The sequence below is a fragment of the Streptomyces hygroscopicus subsp. hygroscopicus genome (assembly GCF_030269125.1).
Lineage (GTDB): Bacteria > Actinomycetota > Actinomycetes > Streptomycetales > Streptomycetaceae > Streptomyces > Streptomyces hygroscopicus_C.
In genome coordinates this window covers 45,328-60,563 of record NZ_BSSM01000025.1, presented here as the reverse complement: position 1 = coordinate 60,563, position 15,236 = coordinate 45,328, and the positions used below count along the sequence as shown (strand labels likewise).

The window sequence follows — 15,236 nt, the reverse complement described above, 5'->3', positions numbered from 1 at the left end:
GTCAAAGTCGGCGTACCGTGATAAGTGCACATCCGCACGTGTGCACCCGCACCCCTACCAGTTGATTCGGCTTCTCACGCTCGGACGGGAGGCCGGTTCGAGCAGTCGGCTGGGCTGAGACAACCTCTGAGGAGACAGTGCTGTGACCGGGATCAAGACGACCGGCGAGAAGAAGATGATGTTCTTCTCCGGCCGCGCCCACCCCGAGCTTGCCGAGGAGGTCGCCCAGCAGTTGGGTGTCGGGGTCGTCCCGACGAAGGCCTTCGATTTCGCCAACGGTGAGATCTACGTTCGTTACCAGGAGTCGGCGCGTGGTGCGGACTGCTTCCTGATCCAGAGCCACACGGCTCCGATCAACAAGTGGATCATGGAGCAGCTGATCATGATCGACGCGCTGAAGCGCGCGTCGGCTCGTTCCATCACGGTGATCGTGCCGTTCTACGGTTACGCGCGGCAGGACAAGAAGCACCGCGGCCGTGAACCGATCTCGGCGCGGCTGATCGCGGATCTGATGAAGACCGCGGGTGCCGACCGGATCCTGACCGTGGATCTGCACACGGACCAGATCCAGGGCTTCTTCGACGGTCCGGTGGACCACCTCTTCGCGCTGCCGCTGCTGGCGGACTACGTGGGCGAGCAGGTGGACCGGAACAAGCTGACGGTGGTCTCGCCGGACGCGGGCCGGGTGCGGGTGGCGGACCGGTGGTGCGACCGGCTGGGCGCGCCGCTGGCGATCGTGCACAAGCGCCGGGACAAGGACGTGGCGAACCAGGTGACCGTCCACGAGGTCGTGGGTGAGGTCAAGGGCCGCGTGTGCGTGCTGGTGGACGACATGATCGACACCGGTGGCACGATCTGCGCCGCCGCGGACGCGCTGTTCGCGCACGGTGCGGAGGATGTCATCGTGACGGCGACGCACGGTGTGCTGTCGGGTCCGGCGGCGGACCGGCTGAAGAACTCGCGGGTGAGCGAGTTCGTGTTCACGAACACGCTGCCGACGCCGGCGGAGCTGGGCCGGGATCTGGACAAGATCACGGTGCTGTCGATCGCTCCGACGATCGCGAGCGCGGTGCGTGAGGTGTTCGAGGATGGTTCGGTGACCAGCCTCTTCGACGAGCAGTGAGGTTTCTGCGGGTCGGCCGTCGCGGCTAGCCGAAGATCCTTTTGGTACGGCCTCCCGGTCCGGGTAGACTTCTGGAGTTGCTCGGCGAGGGAGGCCGTACGCGTGCGTACGGCGGTCCGTTATCGACGCGCTCTTCGTAGCAGGCCGTTCGTGGCCGGGTGACCACGTCCGTTCGAGTTTCTACGAGGAGTGATCCACATGTCCGAGGTGAAGATCGCCGCCGAGTCCCGCACCGAGTTCGGCAAGGGTGCGGCCCGCCGCATCCGCCGCGACAACAAGGTTCCGGGTGTCCTGTACGGCCACGGCTCCGACCCGCTGCACCTGACCCTGCCGGGCCACGAGCTGCTGATGGCGCTGCGTACGCCGAACGTCCTGATCTCCCTGGACATCGACGGCAAGACCAACGAGCTGGCGATCCCGAAGTCCGTGCAGCGCGACCCGCTGAAGGGCTTCCTGGAGCACGTCGACCTGCTGCTGGTCAAGCGCGGCGAGAAGGTCACGGTCGAGATCCCGGTGCACACCGAGGGCGAGCTGGCCCCGGGTGGCAACCTGCTGGAGCACGTCCTGGTCGCGCTGCCGGTCGAGGCCGAGGCCACGCACATCCCGGAGTCGGTGACCGTCTCCATCGAGGGCCTTGAGGCCGGTGCCTCCATCCACGCCAAGGACATCACGCTGCCGAGCGGCGTCGCCCTGGCCGTCGAGGAGGACGCGGTCGTCCTGCAGGTCCTCCAGGCGCAGGCCGAGGAGACCGAGGGCGAAGAGGCCGCCGAGGGCGAAGCGGCCGCGGAGGCCTGAGCCTCGGCTTCGTCAACATCTGTTTCAGCCGCCGCTCTCCCTCGCGGGGAGCGGCGGCTGGCGCGTATCAAGGAGACATGGACGTGACCACCCCCGCCAGCACCCCCTGGCTGGTTGTCGGGCTCGGGAACCCCGGGCCGGAGTACGCGATGAACCGGCACAACGTCGGCTTCATGGTGGTGGACCTGCTCGCGCAGCGGATCGGGGGGAAGTTCAAGCGGGCGGGGAAGGCGCAGGCGCAGGTGCTGGAGGGCCGGATCGGTCCCGCGGGTCCCGCGAACCGCCGGGTGATCCTGGCGAAGCCGATGTCGTACATGAACCTGTCCGGCGGGCCGGTGAACGCGTTGAAGGACTTCTACAAGGTGCCGGTGGCGAACATCGTGGCCGTGCACGACGAGCTGGACATCGACTACGGCACGCTGCGGCTGAAGCTGGGCGGCGGGGACAACGGGCACAACGGCCTGAAGTCGATGACGAAGGCGATGGGCGCGGACTACCACCGGGTCCGGTTCGGGATCGGCCGCCCTCCGGGCCGTATGCAGGTGGCGGACTTCGTGCTGAAGGACTTCTCCTCGTCGGAGCGCAAGGAGCTGGACTACTTCGTGGACCGTGCGGCGGACGCGGTGGAGAGTCTGGTGATCGAGGGTCTGGAGCGGGCGCAGAGCACGTACAACTCCTGACTCCTCTGACACGGACCCGCCGACTCCCGACTTGTACGGCTATGCCGCCCGGCGGAGTTGACCGGTCGCGGGGGTATGGCCAATGATCCCGGCCATGCCTGCCACCGCCTCCCGTTCCGCTGTCCAGGCGTCCGTGTCCGCGTTGCGGTTCGGGCGGGTCGCGGTGATGGGCGCCCTCGCCGCGCTGATCGTGTTCGCGGGGGTGTGGGGTTCCTGGGGAAACGCCCAGCACGTGCTGCTGACCAAGGGCCGGGAGCAGGGCACGGTGCGGGTGACCGCGTGTGCGGACGGGACGTGCAGCGGGCCGTTCACGCCGTCGTCGGCGGGGGCGCGGGCCCGTGCGCGGGTGCGGCTCGCGGAGACGGTCGCGGTGCGCAGGGGTGGCACGTACGACGTGGTGCTGAAGCCGGGCGGTTCGGACGCGCTGCGTTCGGGTCCGGCGGGGATTCTCTACGCCTGGGTGCCGCTGGGCGGGGCGTTGTTGCTGGCCTCGGTGGTGGTCGCGGGCGGGATGCGGCTGACGCGGGTGGCGTGGGGGCTGGGGCTGTCGGGGCTCGGCCTGTTGACGGCGGCGTTCGTCGCGGTGCGGTGAGTCTTCGGAAAGAGGGTGCCCCCGGGTCGTAGGACCCCGGGGGCACCCTTTTCGTCAGGGGATCAGCCGGTGTTGCGCAGGCCGGCCGCCACGCCGTTGACGGTGAGGAGCAGGGCGCGGGCGAGCAGCGGGTCGGGTTCGGCGCCGGTCGCGGCCTCGTCGCGCTGGCGCTTGAGCAGGGCGACCTGGAGGTAGGAGATGGGGTCCAGGTAGGCGTCGCGGATGGCGAAGGTCTGCTTGAGGACGGGCTGGGCGTCGAGGAGTTCACGCTCGCCGGTGATGCGCAGGACCTCGTGGACGGTGAGCCGGTGTTCGGCCTCGATGGTGTCGAACACGTGCTTGAGGTCGTCGGGGACGAGCGTGTCGACGTAGTGCCGGGCGATCCGCAGGTCGGTCTTGGCGAGGGTCATCTCGACGTTGGAGACGAAGTTGCGGAAGAAGTGCCACTGTTCGTGCATCTCGGCGAGGACGGTGTCGAGGCCCGCTTCGCGCAGGGCCTTGAGTCCGGAGCCGACGCCGAACCAGCCGGGGACGATCTGGCGGGACTGGGTCCAGCCGAACACCCACGGGATGGCCCGCAGTCCGTCGAGCCCGGCGCCCGAGTCGGGGCGTCGTGAGGGCCGGGAGCCCAGGTGCAGGTCGGCGAGCTGGTCGACGGGGGTGGAGGCGAAGAAGTAGGCGGGCAGGTCGGGGTCCTCGACCAGGCGGCGGTAGGCGGCGTGGGCGGCGTCGGAGACGACGTCCATGGCGGCGTCCCAGCGGGCGAGGGCCTCGTCGGACTGGCGGGGCGCGGTGTGCAGGGCGGAGGCCTGGAGCGTGGCGGCGACGGTGAGTTCCAGGTTCTCCCGGGCCAGCGCGGGGATGAGGTACTTGTCGGAGATGACCTCGCCCTGTTCGGTGACCTTGATCTCGCCTTCGAGGGTGCCCCAGGGCTGGGCGAGGATGGCGTCGTGGGAGGGGCCGCCGCCGCGGCCGACGGTGCCGCCGCGGCCATGGAAGAGGCGCAGGCGCACGCCGTAGCGGTGGGCGACGTCGCGCAGCCGGCGCTGGGCGCGGTGGATCTCCCACTGGCTGGTGGTGATGCCGCCGAACTTGGAGGAGTCGGAGTAGCCGAGCATGACCTCCTGGACGTCGCCGCGCAGCGCGACCAGGCGCCGGTAGGACGGGTCGGAGAGCATGTCCTCCAGGATGGTGTCGGCGGCGCGCAGTTCGTCGGTGGTCTCCAGGAGGGGGACGATGCCGATCTTGGCCCAGCCGGCGTGCAGGTCGACGAGGCCGGCCTCGCGGGCGAGGACGGCGGCGGCGAAGACGTCGTCGGCGCCCTGGCACATGGAGATGATGTAGGACTCGATGACCTCGGGGCCGAAGACGTCGAGGGCCTTCTTGACGGTGCCGAAGACGCCGAGGGTCTTGGCGGCGGCGGCGTCGACGGGGGCCGGGGTGGGGGCGAGGGGCCGGCGCGAGCGCAGTTCCTTGGCGAGGAGCTTGGTGCGGTAGTCGCGGGGCATGTCGGCGTAGCGCCAGGACTCCTCGCCGAGCCGGTCGAACAACTGGCCGAGGGCGTGGTGGTGGGCGTCGGCGTGTTCGCGGACGTCCATGGTGGCGAGCTGGAGGCCGAAGGCGGCGAGGGTGCGGATGGTGCGGGAGAGGCGGCCGTCGGCGAAGAGCGCGCCGCGGTGCTGCCTCAGGGAGGTCTGGATGAGACGCAGGTCGGCGAGGAGTTCGCCGGTGCCGAGGTAGTCGCGGCCTTCCTCGTGGGAGGTGCCTCTGGCGAGGCGCTGCTTGGTGTTCTCCAGCTTCTGCCGGATGCAGGTGGCCTTGAGCCGGTAGGGCTCCTCTGCGTTGAGGCGCTTGTAGCGGGGGCTGATCTCGGGCAGCCGGTCGAGATCGGCGCGCAGGGAGTCGAGGAGTTCCTCGGTGGCTCCGGTGTAGCGGATGGAGTTGGAGAGGAGACCGCGCAGTTCGTCGATCATCTCCAGGGCGTCGTTGATGCCGTGTTCGTGCTGGAGGATGAGGACGTCCCAGGTGACCTGCGGGGTGACGTTGGGGTTGCCGTCGCGGTCGCCGCCGATCCAGGTGCCGAAGGTGAGGGGGCGGGTGTCGTCGGGGAGCTTGACGCCGACGCGCTCCAGCTCCGCGGTGAGGTCCTCCAGGACGTCGCCGACGGCCTCGGCGTGGAGTTCGTCCAGGTAGTAGATGGCGTTGCGGGCCTCGTCGGCGGGTTCGGGACGTACGACGCGCAGTTCGTCGGTCTGCCAGACGAGGTCGATGTTCTCGGCGAGGCGGATGTCGTGGCGGCGGCGGTCGGAGTCCAGGACGGGGGTGTCCAGGAGGGCCGCGATGCGCCGGAGCTTGTTGAGGACGGAGCGGCGGGCCGCCTCGGTGGGGTGCGCCGTGAAGACGGGCCGCACGTTGAGGTGGTGGACGGTTCCCCGCAGGTGTTCGGGGTCGGCGTCCTTGAGGCGGTCGGCCGTACGGGCGATGAGGCCGCCCTCGGCGGCGCGCCTGGCGCGCAGTTCGCGGCCCCGGTGCACCTGTTCGGTGATGTTGGCGAGGTGGAAGTAGGTGGAGAAGGCGCGCACCAGCTTGGCCGCGGTCTCCAGTTCGGTGCCTCGCAGCAGCTCGGCGGCGGCCTCGCCGTCCTCGCGGGTGAGGCGGCGGACCTTCTCGACCAGTTCGAGGAGCTCGGGGCCTTCCTGCCGTACGAGGGTCTCTCCGAGGAGATCACCCAGGCGGCGGATGTCGGCGCGCAGCTCGCTGCCGGTCGTGGTGGTCTGGTCGTCGGCACTGCTCACAGGTGCGGCTCCTTGCAGTGTTGAAGCTCAGCTGGGTGGAAACCCGGCCGTCTGCCGCGCGGCCTGGTGCCGCATGCGGGCCGGAGCGTCCGGGAAGGAAACTTCAGCGGACCGCGCTGTCCGACCGATTCCAAGGATAGGTGTCGATGGAGACGCGCAGGCTCTCGGGCTCTTGCCGCCGCCCGACACGCTGCCATACTTACGACGCCGTAGGTTACGGAACCGTAGGGACGAACGGACTCCCCGCGTCCGGTTCCGGTGGCCCGGCGCCCACCCCCGACCCTCGACCCCACAGGGGACGCGCATGACCTCACACTCCGATGTGATCGAAGAAGCCCGCGAGGCCACCGACACTTCCACTCCTCTGGCCACGCTGGGCGGTGAGCAGAAGCGGTCGATCGAGCAGATCACACTGCTGCTCTTCATCACCGTGCCGTTCCTGGCGCTGGTGGCCGCGGTGCCGCTGGCCTGGGGTTGGGGGGTGAGCTGGCTCGACGTGGGCCTGCTGGTGTTCTTCTACTACCTCGGGTGCCATGGCATCACGATCGGTTTCCACCGGTATTTCACCCACGGTTCGTTCAAGGCGAAGCGGCCGCTGCGGATCGCGCTGGCGATCATGGGGTCGATGGCGGTGGAGGGGCCGCTGGTGCGCTGGGTGGCCGATCACCGCAAGCACCACAAGTTCTCCGACGCGGAGGGGGACCCGCACTCCCCGTGGAAGTACGGCGAGACGGTGCCGGCGCTGATCAAGGGCCTGTGGTGGGCGCACATCGGCTGGATGTTCGACGAGGAGCAGACGCCGCAGGAGAAGTACGCACCCGATCTGATCAAGGACCCCGCGCTGCGGGCGGTCTCCCGGCAGTTCGTGCTGTGGACGGCGGTGTCCCTGCTGCTGCCCGCGCTGATCGGCGGTCTGGTGACGATGTCCTGGTGGGGCGCGGTCACCGCGTTCTTCTGGGGGTCACTCGTCCGGGTGGCGTTGCTGCACCATGTGACGTGGTCGATCAACTCGATCTGCCACGCGGTGGGCAAGCGTCCGTTCAAGTCGCGGGACCGTTCGGGCAACGTGTGGTGGCTGGCGGTGCTGTCGTGCGGCGAGTCCTGGCACAACCTGCACCACGCCGACCCGACCTCGGCGCGGCACGGGGTGATGCGGGGGCAGATCGACTCCTCGGCCCGGTTCATCCGGATCTTCGAGCGGCTGGGCTGGGCGTACGACGTGCGCTGGCCGTCACGCTCGCGTATCGATTCGCGCCGTAACGACGTGGATGGCGGCTCCCGACGCCGGAAGGAGACCGCCGAGGCGGCATGATTGACGCCGTGGCGACCGATTCCAGCAGCACCAGTCCAGGAACCGACAAGCAGCGGCGGACCCGCCGGACCCGTATGACCGGTGCCGAGCGCCGCCAGCAGCTGCTGGAGATCGGTCGCACCCTCTTCGCGGCGAAGGGCTTCGAGGGCACGTCGGTGGAGGAGATCGCGGCGAAGGCCGGGGTCTCCAAGCCGGTGGTGTACGAGCACTTCGGCGGCAAGGAGGGGCTGTACGCGGTGGTGGTCGACCGTGAGATGCGCCGGCTGCTCGACATGGTGACCAGTTCGCTGACGGCCGGCCATCCGCGTGAACTGTGCGAGCAGGCGGCGTTCGCGCTGCTCGACTACATCGAGGAGTACACGGACGGTTTCCGCATCCTCGTCCGCGACTCGCCGATCCCGCAGTCGACGGGGTCCTTCGCGTCCCTGATCTCCGACATCGCCACGCAGGTGGAGGACATCCTGGGCCGCGAGTTCAAGTCCCGCGGCTTCGACCCCAAGCTCGCCCCCCTCTACGCCCAGGCCCTGGTCGGCATGGTCGCCCTGACGGGCCAGTGGTGGCTGGACGTCCGCCGCCCGAAGAAGGCGGAGGTGGCCGCACACCTGGTGAACCTGGCGTGGCACGGCCTGGACGGGCTGGAGCAGCGGCCGCGGCTGATAGGCCACCGGAAAAGCTGAGGTCCACGGGGGAAGGTGACACCAGTGGTCCCTCCGGTTCCCCTTGCGGATTCATGACCGCGTACTTCAGACCGCGATCGGCGCCGCCCGCTCCCGGCCCGGTGGTCTCGTTGCCGGGGCTGTGTCCGTGACCTGTCGCGTCGCCTGGGAGCCGGGCGCCACGGACCAGGCCCTGCGGTCGAGGACGACCCGGCCGGGCTCGCGTCCGTGTTCACGGGCCGTCGACCAGCTCGCCGAGACGCCTCGCCCGGCCGACTCGACCCCTACGGCCCGGACATCCGCCGCCTGCGTCGGCGACCACCGCGTCCTCCGCGTCATCGATGACGCGGTGGTCCCCATCCTGGTCACCCACCCCGGGCGGACCGCCTGACCGGCTCCAGGAACTCCAGCCGGTTGCCGACCGGGTCCAGCGAGTAGAAGCGCAGATACCCCGGGAGGTTGTCGTCCCAGGTCACGGGCGCACCCTGGGCGGCGATCCGGGCGGCGTACCCCTCGATGCCGCGGACCTCAAGGCCGGGGTGGGCCTTCCGGGCGGGCCGGAAGCCGGCCTCGACGCCGAGGTGGAGGCGGACGGAGCCGGTCTCGAACCAGCAGCCGCCGCGCGCGGCCAGGGCCGGGGGCTTGGGCACCTCGGTCATCCCGAGGACGCCGACGTAGTACGAGCGCAGGGCGTCCTCCGATCCGGGCGGCGCGGCGAGCTGCACGTGATCGACGGCGACGAGCATCGTCAGGCCCCCTTCACGGCCACGGCGAACAGCCGTCGGAAGGGCAGGACCGTGCCGTAGGGCGCGCTCGGGTAGGCGCCGCGGAGCAGGTCCCGGTACTCGGCCAGGAACGCGTCCCGCGCCTCGGGGTCGTCGGCGAGGGCGGTCAGGGCGGGCCGCAGACCGGTGCCCTTCACCCAGTCCAGGACCGGGTCCTCGCCCGCGAGGACGTGGAGGTACGTGGTGTGCCAGACGTCGGGGGCGCAGCCGAGGCGGGCGAGGCGGTCCAGGTAGACGCCCGGGTCGTACACCGAGCCGGTGCGGCGCAGGACCCCGGCGAGCCGGTCCTTCCAGCGGGGGGCCGCGGCCAGTTCGCGCATGAGGGCGTGCAGCGGGGCGTCGATGTTGTCCGGCACCTGGAAGGCGAAGGTCCCGCCGGGCGCGAGGGCCGCGATCCAGTCGGCGAACCGGTCGAGGTGCCCCGGCACCCACTGGAGGGTGGCATTGCTGACGATCAGGTCGTACGGCTCCTCGGGCGTCCAGTCGCGGGCGTCGGCGTGGGCGAACTCCAGGCGGCCGCCGCCGGCCGTGGGGCCCTCGTGCTCGGTGTGGGCGCGGTCCAGCATCTCGGGCGAGTTGTCGTAGCCGGTGATGTGCGCGGTGGGCCAGCGTCCGGCGAGCGAGGCGGTGACGTTGCCGGGGCCGCAGCCGAGGTCCGCGATGCGGGGCCGGGCGCCGGGCAGGGCGGGGACACGGGCGAGGAGGTCGGCGAAGGGGCGGGCGCGGTGGCCGGCGTGCCGGAGGTACTGCTCGGGGTCCCAGGTCGGTGTCGTCATGATGTCCACCTTCCCGCCGCCATTATCTTGATGTCAAGATACTCGACTCAAAGATGCTCGATTCCAAGAGACTTCATGTCGACACAACCACTACACTGATCTCATGGAGGACGAGGTCGATCGGCTGGTCGCAGCGTGGCGCCGGGAGCGCCCGGACCTCGACGTGGAGCCGCTGGAAGTGCTCAGCCGGGTGAGCCGGCTCGCCCGGCACCTGGACCGCGCGCGCCGGCTCGCGTTCGCGGAACACCAGTTGGAGCCCTGGGAGTTCGACGTGCTGACGGCGCTGCGGCGCGCGGGCACGCCGTACCAGCTCTCCCCCGGACAGCTGCTGACCCAGACCCTGGTCACCTCGGGCACCATGACCAACCGGATCGACCGCCTGGCCAAGAAGGGCCTGGTCGAACGCCTCCCCGACCCGAGCGACCGGCGCGGTGTACTGGTGCGGCTGACCGACACCGGCCGGGACCGCGCGGACGAGTCCCTCGCGGGGCTGCTGGCGCAGGAGCGGGCCATCCTCGGCGAGCTGTCCCGGGCGCAGCGGGCGGAGCTGGCGGGACTGCTACGCCAGCTGACCGCCCCGTTCGACAACGTCCCCGGCTAGGTCCACCGGGCCCACCCCGGCCCGCCGGGCGAGGGCGACGGCGGCGAGGGTGGAGTGGACGCCGAGCTTGCCGAGGACGTTCTGCATGTGGGTGCGGACGGTGTGCGGGGAGAGATACAGCCGTTCGGCGACGGCCTTGCGGCCCAGACCCGCGACCATGCAGCGCAGCACCTCCCGCTCCCTGGGTGTGAGGGACTCCACCAGGCGTTCGCTCTCGGTGCGGTGCCTGCGCGCGGCGGTCAGTTCCTTGAGTACGCCGGTCAGCAGGGCGGGCGGCAGATGCGTCTCGCCGCGCAGCACGCCCCGGATCACCGCGAGCAGCCGGGACAGGGAGCAGTCCTTGGCGACCCACCCGCAGGCGCCCGCGCCCAGGGCGAGGGCGGCGCGGCGCGGGTCGTCCTTCTCGGCGAGGACGACGGTGCGGACCGCGGGCTGGGCCGACCGCACCCCCGCGACCAGCGAAAGCCCGTCGACCAGACCCTCCTCGTCCGCCGCCCGGACGGGCACCGTCGGCCGGCCACCGGTCGGCTTACCGCCCAGGTCGGCGTCCACGAGCAGGACGTCGTAGCGGCGGCCCTCGGCGAGGGCCCGCTCCAGACACCGCAGTGCCGCCGGACCGCTGCCGGCGGCGGCGACCTCGACGTCGGGCTCGGCGGCCAGGGCGGCGGCGAGCGACTCGGCGAAGATGCGGTGGTCGTCCACGACCAGGACTCGGATACGAACCACTGAACCCCCTGAACGGCACCGGCCCCCACCGGCGTCGTATCTCAGCGTACGGATACCGGCACGCAGCGGAAGGAGATTTACAGAACTGGCCGTCCGGCGCGTTTATGGTGTGCCGCATGTTTCGTATCGAGGCGGAAGTCGACAAGGCACGACAGGAACTGCTCCGCACCCGGCTGCTGGACACCAACACGGCGGCCTCCCCGGTCCTCGCGGCCCTGCGCGGCACCCCCGCGGAACGCGAAGTCCCGCTCCACGTCTGGGCCCTCGACCCCGCCGGCTCGCTCGCGGGCGGCCTGGTCGGCCACACCTGGACCAGCTGGCTCCACGTCACCTACCTCTGGGTGGACGCCCCGCACCGCGGCACGGGCCTCGGCACCCACCTCCTCGCCCGCGCCGAGCACCTCGCCGCCACCGACCGCGGCTGCTCCGCCTCCCGCCTGGAGACCTGGGACTTCCAGGCCCCGGACTTCTACCGCAAACAGGGCTACGACGTGGTCTGCGAGATCCCCGACTATCCCCCGGGCATCACGGAGTACACGCTGGTGAAACGCCTGGCCTGACGGGGCTCACGCCGAGGGCGGCGGGGGCGGGGCGGGTATGACGGCCGGGGCGGCACCCGGGGTCCGGGCGGCGTGGACGGCGCGGGCGGGGGCGGCTCCAGCGAGCGCCGCGGGCGCGGCGCCGGCAGGCGGGGGGTGAGCGGCGGAGCCGGCCGGGGCGGCGGCGGAGGTTCGGTCGACTCCCCCCTCCACCAGCAGCGGTCCGCCCGCCCGCAGCCGCTCGATCGCCTGCTCGGCCCGGCGCCAGGCGCGCGGATCGTCGTCGCGGCGGAAGAACAGTGCGATGGTGACGGGCCCGCGTTACCCGAGCGGGGGCATCGCGGTACGGCGGGTTTCGGTGGACACCAGCCGATACCCGAGGGCGTGCGCGATCGGTTCGGCCCGCGCCTTGATCGACTCCCCGCCCCGGATCTCGACCATTCCCCGGCCGTCGAACCGGGACCGTATCTCGTCGTCCGTCATCAACCGCGCACACCCCCGTCTCACGACATGCGCCGCGCCCCGGTCCGGCGTCAGACCAAGCGCCGCGCCCCCGCCGACGGTACCGCCTCGAAGACCCGCGGAGCCATGAAGTCCGCTGTCGCGAAGGCTGCTTCCAGGGCCTTGGTCAGGGAGGGGACCTCGGAGGATTCCGCGAGGATGAGGGCCGAGCCGCCGAAGCCGCCGCCGGTCATGCGGGAGCCGAGGGCTCCGTGGGCGAGGGCCGTGTCCACCACGAGGTCCAGTTCCGGGCAGGAGATGCGGAAGTCGTCGCGCAGGGAGGCGTGGCCCTCGGTGAGGATCGGGCCGATGGCGCGGGGGTCGCCGGCGCGCAGGAGGGCGACCGTGCGTTCGACGCGCTCGTCCTCGGTGACGACGTGGCGCACCAGGCGGCGGATCTCCTCCTCGTCGCCCAGGCGGGCGAGCGCCGCGTCCAGGTCGGCGTAGGCGATGTCGCGCAGGGCGTCGACGCCGAGCAGGGCCGCGCCCTTCTCGCAGCCGGCCCGGCGCTTGCCGTACTCGCCGCCGCTGTGGGCGTGCTTGACCTGGGTGTCGACCACGAGGAGGCGCAGTCCCTCGGCCGCGAGGTCGAAGGGGATCTGCTGCTGGGAGAGGTCCCGGGTGTCGAGGAACAGGGCGTGGCCCGGTGCGCAGCACGCGGACGCGGTCTGGTCCATGATGCCGGTCGGCGCGCCGACGTAGACGTTCTCGGCGCGCTGGCACAGGCGGGCCAGCTGCCAGCGGGCGAGGCCGAGGTCGTACAGGTCGTCGAACGCGAGGGCGATCACGACCTCCAGGGCGGCGGAGGAGGACAGGCCCGCGCCCGTGGGCACGGTCGAGGAGAGGTGGACGTCCGCCCCGGTGATCGCGTGACCCGCCTCGCGCAGGGCCCAGACGACGCCCGCCGGGTACGCCGTCCACGCGGAGTCGGTGCCCGGGGCGAGCGCGTCGAGGCGCAGCTCGACGACGCCGCCCTCCATGTCCGCCGAATGCAGGCGCAGCAGGCCGTCGTCCCGGCGGGAGACCGCCGCGACCGCCTGGTGGGGCAGTGCGAACGGCATGACGAAGCCGTCGTTGTAGTCGGTGTGCTCGCCGATCAGGTTGACCCGGCCCGGCGCCGCCCACACTCCCTCCGGGCGCGCCCCGTACAGCTCGGTGAAGCGCTCGGCGACCTGCTGTGCCCCCACTAGTTCTCCTTCGACAGGTTCTGTGCGAACTCCCAGGCGTCCGCGACGATGCCCGCGAGCTCCGCTCGGCTCGGGTTCCAGCCCAGTTTCTCGCGGGCGGTGTCCGCGGCGGCGACCAGGACGGCCGGGTCGCCGCCCCGGCGCGGGGCGACGACCTCGGGGATCGGGTGGCCGGTGACCTCGCGGACGGTCTCGATGACCTGGCGCACGGAGAACCCGTTGCCGTTGCCGAGGTTGCAGATCAGGTGCTCGCCCGGGTTCGCAGCCGTCAGCGCCAGCAGATGCGCGTCGGCCAGGTCCGCCACGTGGATGTAGTCGCGGACGCAGGTGCCGTCGGGGGTCGGGTAGTCGTCGCCGTAGATGGAGATGGCGTCGCGCCGGCCCTGGGCGACCTGGAGGACGAGCGGGATGAGGTGCGACTCGGGGTCGTGCCGCTCGCCGTACGCGCCGTACGCGCCCGCCACGTTGAAGTAGCGCAGGGAGACCGCCGCCAGGCCGTGGGCGTGGGCCTCGCTGGTGATCATGTGGTCGACGGCGAGCTTGGACGCGCCGTAGGGGTTGGTCGGACGGGTCGGGGCGTCCTCGGTGATCGGGACCTGCTCGGGCTCGCCGTACGTGGCGGCCGTGGAGGAGAAGACGAGCTTGCGCACGCCCGCCTCGCGCAGGGCGCCGAGCAGGGCGAGGGTGCCGGCGACGTTGTTGTCCCAGTACTTCTCGGGCTTCACCACGGACTCGCCGACCTGCGAGAACGCGGCGAAGTGCAGCACGCCGTCGTACGAGCGGTCGAGCCACTTCGCGGCGTCGCGGATGTCGCCCTCGATGAAGGCGGCGCCGGCCGGGACCCCCGCGCGAAAGCCGGTGGAGAGGTTGTCGAGGACGGTGACCTCGTGCCCGGACTCCAGCAGATGCTGGGCCACCACGCTGCCGACATATCCCGCGCCACCCGTCACCAGGTACTTCATGAAGTCGCTACCTCTCGCAGTCGCTCGGCCGCGCGTTCCGGCGGCACGTCGTTGATGAACACGCTCATGCCGGACTCGGAACCCGCGAGAAACTTCAGCTTGCCGGAAGTGCGGCGGATGGTGAAAAGCTCCAGATGGAGCGCGAAGTCGTCCCGCGTCACCCCGTCGAATCCGGCGAGCTGCCCGAACGGCGCCTGGTGCCAGGCGGCGATGTACGGCGTCGGCGGCTCGCCGGGGCCGAAGATCCGGTCGAAGCGCCTCAAGAGTTCCAGATACACCTGGGGGAACTCTGTGCGCGCCGCCTCGTCCAGCGCGAGGAGGTCGGGGACGCGGCGCTTGGGGTACAGGTGGACCTCGTACGGCCAGTGCGCCGCGTACGGCACGAAGGCCGCCCAGTGCTCACCCTCCAGGACGACCCGCTCGCCGGCGAGTTCCCGTTCGAGGACCGCGTCGAACAGGTTCTCCCCTCCGGTCCCCGCCCGGTGCGCGGCGAGCGACTGGAGCATCAGCGCGGTGCGCGGGGTGGTGAAGGGGTAGGCGTAGATCTGTCCGTGCGGATGGCCCAGGGTCACGCCGATCTCGGCGCCGCGGTTCTCGAAGCAGAACACCTGCTCGACGCAGGGCAGCTGCGACAGCTCCGCCGTCCGGTCGGTCCACGCGTCGAGCACCAGGCGTCCGTGCTCGGGGGTCAGATCGGCGAAGGAGGCGTCGTGGTCGGAGGTGAAGCAGACGACCTCGCAGCGCCCGGAGTCGCCGGCGAGCGAGGGGAAGCGGTTCTCGAAGACGACGACGTCGTACGAGGAGTCCGGGATCTCGCTGAGCCGGTCGCCCTCGGTCGGGCAGAGCGGGCACCGGTCGGCCGGCGGATGGTAGGTGCGGCCCTGCCGGTGGGAGGCGACGGCGACCCGGTCGCCGAGCAGCGGATCCCGGCGGATCTCGGAGGTGGTGGCCGTGCGGTCCAGCGGGCGCCGGTCGACCGCGTCGCGGACGGTGTCGTCCCGCAGGTCGTAGTAGATCAGCTCACGGCCGTCGGCCAGCAGGGTCGGGGTCTTCTTCACACCGGACTCCTCTCAACAGAATCAAACATAACAGACCACAACCCGACACAGAATCAGATCATCACAATCGAACAAAGATCACCATCATAAGTGTTCATTTTCTCAACACACAGGCGTAGGTTCCGCTCTGATCAGTTCGCGCAACGAA

At 70.9% G+C, this 15,236-nt stretch carries 16 protein-coding genes; 8 read left to right on the top strand and 8 right to left on the bottom strand.

Going from position 1 to position 15,236, the window contains the following annotated elements; all coding sequences use genetic code 11:
• Nucleotides 1-142 precede the first annotated feature (142 nt).
• The 4 genes from QSK45_RS35705 (at nt 143) to QSK45_RS35690 (ending at nt 3,190) form a co-directional block, all read left to right on the top strand.
• On the top strand, nt 143-1,123 hold the full coding sequence (locus tag QSK45_RS35705; RefSeq protein ID WP_070023711.1) for a ribose-phosphate diphosphokinase: 981 nt from the start codon (nt 143-145) through the stop codon (nt 1,121-1,123).
• A 198-nt stretch (nt 1,124-1,321) separates the two neighbouring features.
• Nucleotides 1,322-1,918, top strand: a complete 597-nt coding sequence (locus QSK45_RS35700) for a 50S ribosomal protein L25/general stress protein Ctc (protein WP_285563094.1) — start codon at nt 1,322-1,324, stop codon at nt 1,916-1,918.
• Between the two features lie 77 nt (nt 1,919-1,995).
• On the top strand, nt 1,996-2,598 hold the full coding sequence (gene pth / locus QSK45_RS35695; protein WP_285563093.1) for an aminoacyl-tRNA hydrolase: 603 nt from the start codon (nt 1,996-1,998) through the stop codon (nt 2,596-2,598).
• Between the two features lie 94 nt (nt 2,599-2,692).
• Nucleotides 2,693-3,190, top strand: coding sequence for a hypothetical protein (locus QSK45_RS35690; RefSeq protein ID WP_395483105.1), 498 nt, complete (start codon nt 2,693-2,695; stop codon nt 3,188-3,190).
• Between the two features lie 62 nt (nt 3,191-3,252).
• Here QSK45_RS35690 and ppc read toward each other — a convergent pair whose 3' ends face one another.
• On the bottom strand, nt 3,253-5,985 hold the full coding sequence (ppc, locus tag QSK45_RS35685) for a phosphoenolpyruvate carboxylase (protein ID WP_285563091.1): 2,733 nt from the start codon (nt 5,983-5,985) through the stop codon (nt 3,253-3,255).
• A gap of 304 nt (nt 5,986-6,289) precedes the next feature.
• Between ppc and QSK45_RS35680 the strand changes: the two genes are divergently transcribed.
• Entirely contained in the window at nt 6,290-7,297 is a 1,008-nt protein-coding gene (locus QSK45_RS35680; RefSeq protein ID WP_285563090.1) for an acyl-CoA desaturase, read from the top strand.
• Nucleotides 7,294-7,974: a TetR/AcrR family transcriptional regulator gene (locus QSK45_RS35675; RefSeq protein ID WP_285563089.1), complete on the top strand. Its 681-nt coding sequence runs from the start codon at nt 7,294-7,296 to the stop codon at nt 7,972-7,974. Before QSK45_RS35680 ends, QSK45_RS35675 begins: the two co-directional genes overlap by 4 nt.
• A gap of 344 nt (nt 7,975-8,318) precedes the next feature.
• Here QSK45_RS35675 and QSK45_RS35670 read toward each other — a convergent pair whose 3' ends face one another.
• Nucleotides 8,319-8,699: a VOC family protein gene (locus tag QSK45_RS35670; RefSeq protein WP_285563088.1), complete on the bottom strand. Its 381-nt coding sequence runs from the start codon at nt 8,697-8,699 to the stop codon at nt 8,319-8,321.
• Between the two features lie 2 nt (nt 8,700-8,701).
• Nucleotides 8,702-9,514, bottom strand: a complete 813-nt coding sequence (locus QSK45_RS35665; RefSeq protein WP_285563087.1) for a trans-aconitate 2-methyltransferase — start codon at nt 9,512-9,514, stop codon at nt 8,702-8,704.
• A 103-nt stretch (nt 9,515-9,617) separates the two neighbouring features.
• Between QSK45_RS35665 and tamR the strand changes: the two genes are divergently transcribed.
• A complete protein-coding gene (tamR, locus tag QSK45_RS35660; RefSeq protein ID WP_285563086.1) occupies nt 9,618-10,115 on the top strand; it encodes a MarR family transcriptional regulator TamR in 498 nt (165 codons plus the stop codon).
• Here tamR and QSK45_RS35655 read toward each other — a convergent pair.
• Entirely contained in the window at nt 10,074-10,841 is a 768-nt protein-coding gene (locus QSK45_RS35655; protein ID WP_285563085.1) for a LuxR C-terminal-related transcriptional regulator, read from the bottom strand. The two genes, tamR and QSK45_RS35655, sit on opposite strands and share 42 nt — an antisense overlap.
• 104 nt (nt 10,842-10,945) lie before the next feature.
• Between QSK45_RS35655 and QSK45_RS35650 the strand changes: the two genes are divergently transcribed.
• Nucleotides 10,946-11,401 (top strand): GNAT family N-acetyltransferase, encoded by a 456-nt coding sequence (locus QSK45_RS35650; RefSeq protein ID WP_285563084.1) that lies wholly within the window; start codon nt 10,946-10,948, stop codon nt 11,399-11,401.
• A gap of 300 nt (nt 11,402-11,701) precedes the next feature.
• Here QSK45_RS35650 and QSK45_RS35645 read toward each other — a convergent pair whose 3' ends face one another.
• The 4 genes from QSK45_RS35645 to galT are packed head-to-tail and all read right to left on the bottom strand — an operon-like array spanning nt 11,702 to nt 15,088.
• The gene (locus tag QSK45_RS35645; protein ID WP_285563083.1) at nt 11,702-11,863 is read right to left on the bottom strand and encodes a hypothetical protein; all 162 of its coding nucleotides are present in this window, start codon (nt 11,861-11,863) and stop codon (nt 11,702-11,704) included.
• A 50-nt stretch (nt 11,864-11,913) separates the two neighbouring features.
• Nucleotides 11,914-13,068 carry a galactokinase gene (galK, locus tag QSK45_RS35640; protein WP_285563082.1) on the bottom strand — a complete coding sequence of 385 codons (1,155 nt, stop codon included), beginning with the start codon at nt 13,066-13,068 and terminating at the stop codon, nt 11,914-11,916.
• Entirely contained in the window at nt 13,068-14,030 is a 963-nt protein-coding gene (galE, locus tag QSK45_RS35635) for a UDP-glucose 4-epimerase GalE (RefSeq protein WP_285563081.1), read from the bottom strand. The genes galK and galE overlap by 1 nt, the downstream gene beginning before the upstream one ends.
• A complete protein-coding gene (galT, locus tag QSK45_RS35630; protein ID WP_285563080.1) occupies nt 14,027-15,088 on the bottom strand; it encodes a galactose-1-phosphate uridylyltransferase in 1,062 nt (353 codons plus the stop codon). The genes galE and galT overlap by 4 nt, the downstream gene beginning before the upstream one ends.
• Nucleotides 15,089-15,236: the final 148 nt, after the last annotated feature.

Bases quoted from the DNA above. Each gene is read 5' to 3' on its own strand.
- QSK45_RS35665 (WP_285563087.1), bottom strand. From the start codon at position 9,514: ATGACGACACCGACCTGGGACCCCGAGCAGTACCTCCGGCACGCCGGC.
- pth (WP_285563093.1), top strand. From the start codon at position 1,996: ATGGACGTGACCACCCCCGCCAGCACCCCCTGGCTGGTTGTCGGGCTC.
- QSK45_RS35680 (WP_285563090.1), top strand. From the start codon at position 6,290: ATGACCTCACACTCCGATGTGATCGAAGAAGCCCGCGAGGCCACCGAC.
- galE (WP_285563081.1), bottom strand. From the start codon at position 14,030: ATGAAGTACCTGGTGACGGGTGGCGCGGGATATGTCGGCAGCGTGGTG.
- QSK45_RS35700 (WP_285563094.1), top strand. From the start codon at position 1,322: ATGTCCGAGGTGAAGATCGCCGCCGAGTCCCGCACCGAGTTCGGCAAG.
- QSK45_RS35645 (WP_285563083.1), bottom strand. From the start codon at position 11,863: ATGACGGACGACGAGATACGGTCCCGGTTCGACGGCCGGGGAATGGTC.
- QSK45_RS35690 (WP_395483105.1), top strand. From the start codon at position 2,693: ATGCCTGCCACCGCCTCCCGTTCCGCTGTCCAGGCGTCCGTGTCCGCG.
- tamR (WP_285563086.1), top strand. From the start codon at position 9,618: ATGGAGGACGAGGTCGATCGGCTGGTCGCAGCGTGGCGCCGGGAGCGC.
- QSK45_RS35670 (WP_285563088.1), bottom strand. From the start codon at position 8,699: ATGCTCGTCGCCGTCGATCACGTGCAGCTCGCCGCGCCGCCCGGATCG.
- QSK45_RS35675 (WP_285563089.1), top strand. From the start codon at position 7,294: ATGATTGACGCCGTGGCGACCGATTCCAGCAGCACCAGTCCAGGAACC.
- QSK45_RS35650 (WP_285563084.1), top strand. From the start codon at position 10,946: ATGGTGTGCCGCATGTTTCGTATCGAGGCGGAAGTCGACAAGGCACGA.